Below are 6,121 nucleotides of genomic sequence, written 5' to 3'. Positions count from 1 at the left end.
GGTATGGGTCCCGGCCTTCGCCGGGACGACACCGAGTATGTGTGCCTGCTCGGTGACTCTCCATCCGCCTGCTGCGCATGATTGGCCGTTCGCACGCCGTGGACCGCATCCTCACCGAATGCTCCCGAAACTGTCGGGTACTCCACATTTGAAAGAAACTTGTTGCGCTACCGTCCGAGTCGTCTACCTCTCGGAGGGGAATATTCACGAGCGAGTGTCACGGCGTGACAGATCCAGCGATTGGCTTCACTCCGTCGACCGGGCTCAATCCGGCGCTCAAGCGCGCGCTGAACGATATATTGGGCGGGAGCGCCGCCAGCGTCCTGACCGTCACGTTCGGACTGTCCTACTCACTGCTGATCTTCGCGGGGCCGTTGTCGCCCTATCTGTCCTACGGCATCACGGCAACTTTCGTCAGCTCCGCGGTGCTTGCGGCCGTCATCGGGCTCGGCAGCTCCCTGCCCTTCGCGATTGCAGCCCCCGACAGCTCGACCGCCGCGGTGACGGGTATCCTGGCCGCCTCGGTGGTCGAACGCATCGAGACGGCGAACCTGTCGGCACCGTTGCTGTCGCCGATCCTGATCACGCTCGGCCTGTCGACCATGGTGACAGGATTGGTGCTGTGTGGACTAGGCCTGACGCGGCTTGGCCGCGCCATCCGCTACGTGCCTTATCCCGTGGTCGGCGGCTTCCTCGGCGCAACCGGACTTCTCATCGTCATGGGTGCGGTCCGGGTGATCACCGACCATCCGCTGCAATTCGCGACACTGTCGCACTTCGCCAACCGCACCATCTTGCTGGAGCTCGGTGCCGCCTGCGTGATGGCGCTGGTGCTGTATCTCACCTGGCACCGCTCGCGCAGCCCGTTCGGACTGCCGATCATCCTGGTCGCGGGCATGCTCACCGCGCATCTGGCGTTCTGGGTCACCGGCGTTTCCTTCGATGACGCGCGCACATTGGGCTGGACCTTTCAGCCCCCGCCGCAAGCGGCCTTCATGCTGCCCTGGCATACCGACGATCTCGCACGGTATCCCTGGTTTACCATCCCGGACCTGCTTGGCAATGTCGTCGCCGTCATCTTCGTCACGGCCTCGAGCACGCTGTTCAACACCACCGGCATCGAGGTGGCCACGCATCGCGAAGCCAATCTGGAGTGTGAGCTGAACGTCACCGGCGCCGCCAACATCCTGACCGGCATGCTGGGCGGCTACCCAGGCTGCAGCTCGACCAGCCGCTCGATGCTGAATTTTTCCAGCGGCGGCCGCGGGCGTCTGTCCGGCCTCACCGTCGCGGCGCTGTCACTTCTGATGCTCGCTGTCGCGCCCGAGCTGCTCGGCTTCATCCCCAAATTCGTGCTCGGCGGCCTGTTGCTCTATCTCGGCGCCGACCAGTTGCACAAATGGATCATCGAGTCGCGCAAGCGGCTGTCGAAGCTGGAATATCTGTCGCTGATCGCCATCATCGCGATCATCGTCGCCTGGGGTTTCGTTCCGGGCATCCTGATCGGCGTCATCATCGGCTGCGCGACGTTTGCGTTCAGCGCCGCGCGGGTCGAGTCGATCAAATACAGTTTCGACGGCTCGGAGTACCGCTCCTCGCTCGACCGCTCGCGCGACGACCAGGACGTGCTGCTGGCCCATGGCGGCAAGATCCAAGGCCTCAATCTCCAGAGCTATCTGTTCTTCGGCTCGGCCAACCGGCTCTACCAGCACGTCAAGCGGCTGCTGCAGGAGCGCCCCGAATGCCGCTATCTGCTGTTCGACTTCAAGCTCGTCACCGGCGTCGATTCATCGGCCGCGTATAGCTTTGCCCAGATCAAGCGCAGCGCTGGCGAACTGGGCGTCGAGCTGATCCTGGTGCATCTGTCGGCTGCGGCCGAGAAGGTGCTGCGCTCCAGCGACTTCGTCGGCGAGGGCGTCACCATCATTCCCGAGCTCGATCACGCGCTGGAATGGTGCGAAAACGAGCTCATCTCGCAGCATCAGGAGCTGGCGCAGGAAGAAGCCAGCCTGCGCGACTGGTTCACGCGAATGCTCGGCAGCGAGGATGGCGCCGACGAGCTGATTCGCCGCTGCCAGCGCATCGAGGTCGGAGCCGGCGAGGTCATCGTGCAGGCCGGCGATCCCGCCGATTCCATGCATTTCATCCTCGACGGGCGCGTCGGCATCATGATTCCAGCCGACGACGACCGCACCACGCGCGTGCGCAGCCTCGGCCGTTACACCACGATCGGCGAGATGGGGCTGGTGTCACGGGCACCGCGTAGCGCGACCATCCAGGCCGAAGTCGATAGCGTGCTCTACGTGCTGAATACGCACCAGTTCGACGCCATCAAGACCGAGGATCCCGCGCTCAGCCACAAGCTGCTGACCTATTTCGTGTCGGTGATGGCGGAGCGGCTGACCTTTGCGAACCGGACGATCGCGGTGTTGCGGCGCTAGCGAACGCCGTAGGGCAACGAGCGCACCACACATTGGATGTCGTCCTAGCGAAAGCCAGGACCCATACCGCGGAATCTATCTATCGCAGGCGGTGGAAGTACCGGACGACCAATCTTCGCCAAACGCCTCCCTGGGATAATGGGTCCTGGCTTTCGCCAGGACGACCCTGGAGGAGGCATTGCGTTCATCACATCCGCGAATGATGGCGAGCCCTACACCCCCGCCATCATCACGTATTTGATCTCGACATATTCTTCCATGCCGTGATGCGAGCCTTCGCGGCCGAGGCCGCTTTCCTTGACGCCGCCGAAGGGAGCGACTTCCGTGGTGATCAGGCCAGTGTTGACGCCGACCATGCCGGATTCCAGCGCCTCGGCGACACGCCAGACGCGGCCGAGATCGCGGGAGTAGAAGTACGACGCCAATCCGAACGGCGAGGCGTTGCACATCGCGATGACGTCGGCCTCGTCCTTGAAGCGGATCACCGGTGCGAGCGGGCCGAAGGTTTCCTCCTGCGCCACCAGCGAGTCCGGCTTGACGTCGGCAAGGACGGTCGGCTCAAAGAACGAGCGCCCGAGTTCGCTGCGCTTGCCGCCGGTGACGACCTTGGCGCCGCGCTTGACGGCATCGGCGATGTGGCGCTCGACCTTGTCGACCGCTTTCAAATTGATCAGCGGACCCTGCGTGACGCCGGTTTCCGTGCCGTCGCCGATCTTCATCGCCGCGACCTTCTTCGACAGCTTCTGCACGAACTCGTCGTAGATCTTGTCCTGCGCGTAGAGGCGGTTGGCGCAGACGCAAGTCTGGCCCATGTTGCGGTATTTCGAGACAATCGCGCCTTCGACCGCCGCATCGATATCGGCGTCATCGAACACCACGAACGGCGCGTTGCCGCCGAGCTCAAGGCCGAGCCGCTTCACACCGACGGAGGCCTGCCGGTAGAGAATCTTGCCGACCGCGGTCGAGCCGGTAAAGCCGACGAAACGCACGGCCGGATGCTCGCACAACACCTTGCCGATCGGCGCTGCATCGCCGGTGATGATGTTGAGCACGCCCTTGGGGATGCCGGCCTTCTCGGCGAGCACGGCCAGCGCCAAGGCCGAGAGTGGGGTCTCGTTGGCGGGCTTCAGCACTACGGTGCAGCCCGCGGCCAGCGCCGGCGAGACCTTTCGGGTGATCATCGAGTTCGGGAAATTCCACGGTGTGATGGCGCCGCAGACGCCGATCGGCTGCTTGATCGCAAGCAGGCGCGCATCGGGCCGCTGGGTCGGGATGGTCTCGCCATAGACGCGGCGGGCCTCCTCGGCGAAAAACTCGATATAGGCGGCGCCGATGTCGACCTCGCCGAGCGCTTCGGCGAGCGGCTTGCCCTGCTCGGAGGTGAGGATCAGCGCGAGGTCCTCGCGATTGGCGACAATCAGCTCGAACCATTTGCGCAAAATATTGGAGCGCTGCTTGGCGGTGTGCTTGGCCCAGGCCGGGAACGCGCGTTCGGCCGCTTCGACCGCCCTGGTGGCATCGTCCGCGGAGAGCTGCGGAACCTTTGCAAGCTCGACGCCGGTCGCGGGATTGTTGACGGCGAAGACCGGCGAGCCGACCCAGGCGCCGTCGATGTAGCAGGCCTCCTTCAGAAGCGACGGGTCCTTCAACCGATCGCGCAGATTGGACGTGGCGTGCTGGGCACGAGCGGTGGCGGTCGGGGTCATGGCGTTGCTCCCAGAGGGCTTTTCAGGTTCGCCCGCAATATAGGGACAGGCGGCGCGCAATGCACCGTCCCGCAACGCACATCTGCTGGAAGCCAGGCTCGGAGGCGGACTTACGCCGCGCCGCTCAAATAGGTCTCGCGCCGCCCGATCATGCGCTCGGCGGCGGCCTTGGCGTCGGCCTTCGAGGAGGTCGCGCAGGTCCGGTACTCGAGATCGGGGACGTCGGACGCGTTGCGGCGGCCAAACCAGGACTTTGAACCGACCGGCAGCAGCGCCAGCGCCTGTGCCAGATTGTCGACCGCGCCGAACGAATAGAGCGCGCCTGTGCCGGCGATGCGGACCTCGTAGATGCCGGGCGCGATCGGCGCTTCCAGGTTCTCGCCCCGTCCGGGACGGGGATAGCGCTTCCATTCGCTCCAGGTCGAAATCATCTGAGGTCCCCTCACGGCCGGTGGGCGGCCGCCAAATTTGCATCAAGTCTTAATGTTGGCCCGCGATTGGGCCCGGTGCTGAACGCCACAACTCACAAAATGTTTCAAGTGCTCGAAAAATTTCGAAACATTTCGCCCAGGCCATCCAAGGTCACGGCTCGCTGCGGCCATCCACCGAAGATTGTGACGACGTGTTGCGGTTCGGCCTGTTGTCGTCCTGCGTGGGTGACGGACCGTCAAGTCACGACATCGCGACCGCGGCAGGTATGTGGATGTGCTTGCCGCGCGGCGCCCGCGGGAGGACAATCCGATCGCTTCCAACAATAATCAAACCGGAGGAAACGCGTATGCAAGGCAAAGCTGAGATCGACCAGATTCTGCGCCAGAAGAGCGAAGCCAGGGAGATTCCGGGCGTCGTCGCCATTGCTGCCAGCGGTACCAACGTGCTGTATCAAGGCGCGTTCGGCAAACGGGACCTGTCCCAGCCGGATGCGATGACCGCCGACAGCGTGTTCTGGATCGCGTCGATGACGAAGGCGGTGACGTCGGCGGGCGCGATGCAGCTCGTCGAGCAAGGCAAGCTGTCGCTGGATGCGCCGATCGGCGACGTGTTGCCCGATCTCGCCAAGCCGCAGGTGCTCGAAGGTTTCGATGCCAAGGGCGAGGCCAAGCTGCGGCCGGCCAAGGGGCCGATCACGCTGCGCCAACTCATGACCCACACGGCAGGCTTCTGCTACAACATGTGGAACGGCGATCTCGCGGTCTATCTGGACAAGAACGGCATCCCCGCCATCACCACCTGCCAGAACGCGGCGTTGAAGACGCCGATCATGACCGACCCCGGCACGCGCTGGGAATACGGCACCAATATCGATTTCGTCGGCAAGGCGGTGGAAGCCGTCAGCGGCAAGCGCCTCGATGCCTATCTGCGCGACAATCTGTTCGCACCGCTCGGCATGAGCGATACCGCTTTCAAGATCACCGACGACATGCGCAAGCGCCTGGTCGGCATGCATGCGCGCGGCGAGGATGGCCAACTCGCCGCGATCCCGTTCGAGCTCGAGCAGGAGCCCGAATTCCACATGGGTGGCGGCGGCCTTTATTCGACCGCAGCCGACTACATCAGGTTCACCCAGATGATCCTGAACAGGGGCCGCGGCAACGGCAATCAGGTGCTGAAGGCCGAGACCGTCGCGACGATGGGGCAGAACCACATCGGCGACCTCGCCATGGGCAAGATGACCACGGCGGCGCCGATGTACACCAACGACGTCGATCTCTACCCCGAGCAGGTGAAGAAGTGGGGCCTCAGCTTCATGATCAACACCGCCAAGACCACCGAGGGGCGCAGCGCAGGCAGCCTTGCCTGGGCTGGCCTCGCCAACACCTATTACTGGATCGACCCGGCGCGCGACGTCACCGGCGTGATCCTGATGCAGCTGCTGCCGTTCGCCGACGCAAAGTGTCTCGAGGCTTTTGCCGGCTTCGAGCGCGGCGTCTATGCCGGGCTCGATGCCGGCAGCGGGCAGAAGGCGGCATGAGG

At 64.1% G+C, this 6,121-nt stretch carries 4 protein-coding genes; 2 read left to right on the top strand and 2 right to left on the bottom strand.

The features are described from left to right. The first annotated feature begins 224 nt into the window (after positions 1–224). Positions 225–2,441, top strand: a complete 2,217-nt coding sequence (locus AC0L3P_RS29305; protein WP_473307289.1) for an SLC26A/SulP transporter family protein — start codon at positions 225–227, stop codon at positions 2,439–2,441. 212 nt (positions 2,442–2,653) lie between these two features. Here AC0L3P_RS29305 and AC0L3P_RS29300 read toward each other — a convergent pair whose 3' ends face one another. Together AC0L3P_RS29300 and AC0L3P_RS29295 are read right to left on the bottom strand one after the other, a co-directional pair. Then, positions 2,654–4,147 (bottom strand): NAD-dependent succinate-semialdehyde dehydrogenase, encoded by a 1,494-nt coding sequence (locus tag AC0L3P_RS29300; protein ID WP_473307287.1) that lies wholly within the window; start codon positions 4,145–4,147, stop codon positions 2,654–2,656. A gap of 110 nt (positions 4,148–4,257) precedes the next feature. Next, entirely contained in the window at positions 4,258–4,578 is a 321-nt protein-coding gene (locus AC0L3P_RS29295; RefSeq protein ID WP_007603877.1) for a hypothetical protein, read from the bottom strand. 347 nt (positions 4,579–4,925) lie between these two features. On the opposite strand from AC0L3P_RS29295, the gene AC0L3P_RS29290 reads away from it, so the two are divergent. Continuing rightward, complete coding sequence (locus tag AC0L3P_RS29290) at positions 4,926–6,119, top strand: serine hydrolase domain-containing protein (protein ID WP_473307285.1); 1,194 nt, start codon at positions 4,926–4,928, stop codon at positions 6,117–6,119. Positions 6,120–6,121: the final 2 nt, after the last annotated feature.

It is taken from the genome of Bradyrhizobium sp. WSM4874, from assembly GCF_055811835.1.
The sequence above is the reverse complement of the archived record's forward strand: the minus strand, read 5'-3'. Positions and strand labels throughout refer to the sequence as shown.

What these genes read in the sequence shown, in the direction of transcription:
- AC0L3P_RS29295 (WP_007603877.1), bottom strand. Translation starts at nt 4,578, where the DNA reads ATGATTTCGACCTGGAGCGAATGGAAGCGCTATCCCCGTCCCGGACGG.
- AC0L3P_RS29300 (WP_473307287.1), bottom strand. Translation starts at nt 4,147, where the DNA reads ATGACCCCGACCGCCACCGCTCGTGCCCAGCACGCCACGTCCAATCTG.
- AC0L3P_RS29290 (WP_473307285.1), top strand. Translation starts at nt 4,926, where the DNA reads ATGCAAGGCAAAGCTGAGATCGACCAGATTCTGCGCCAGAAGAGCGAA.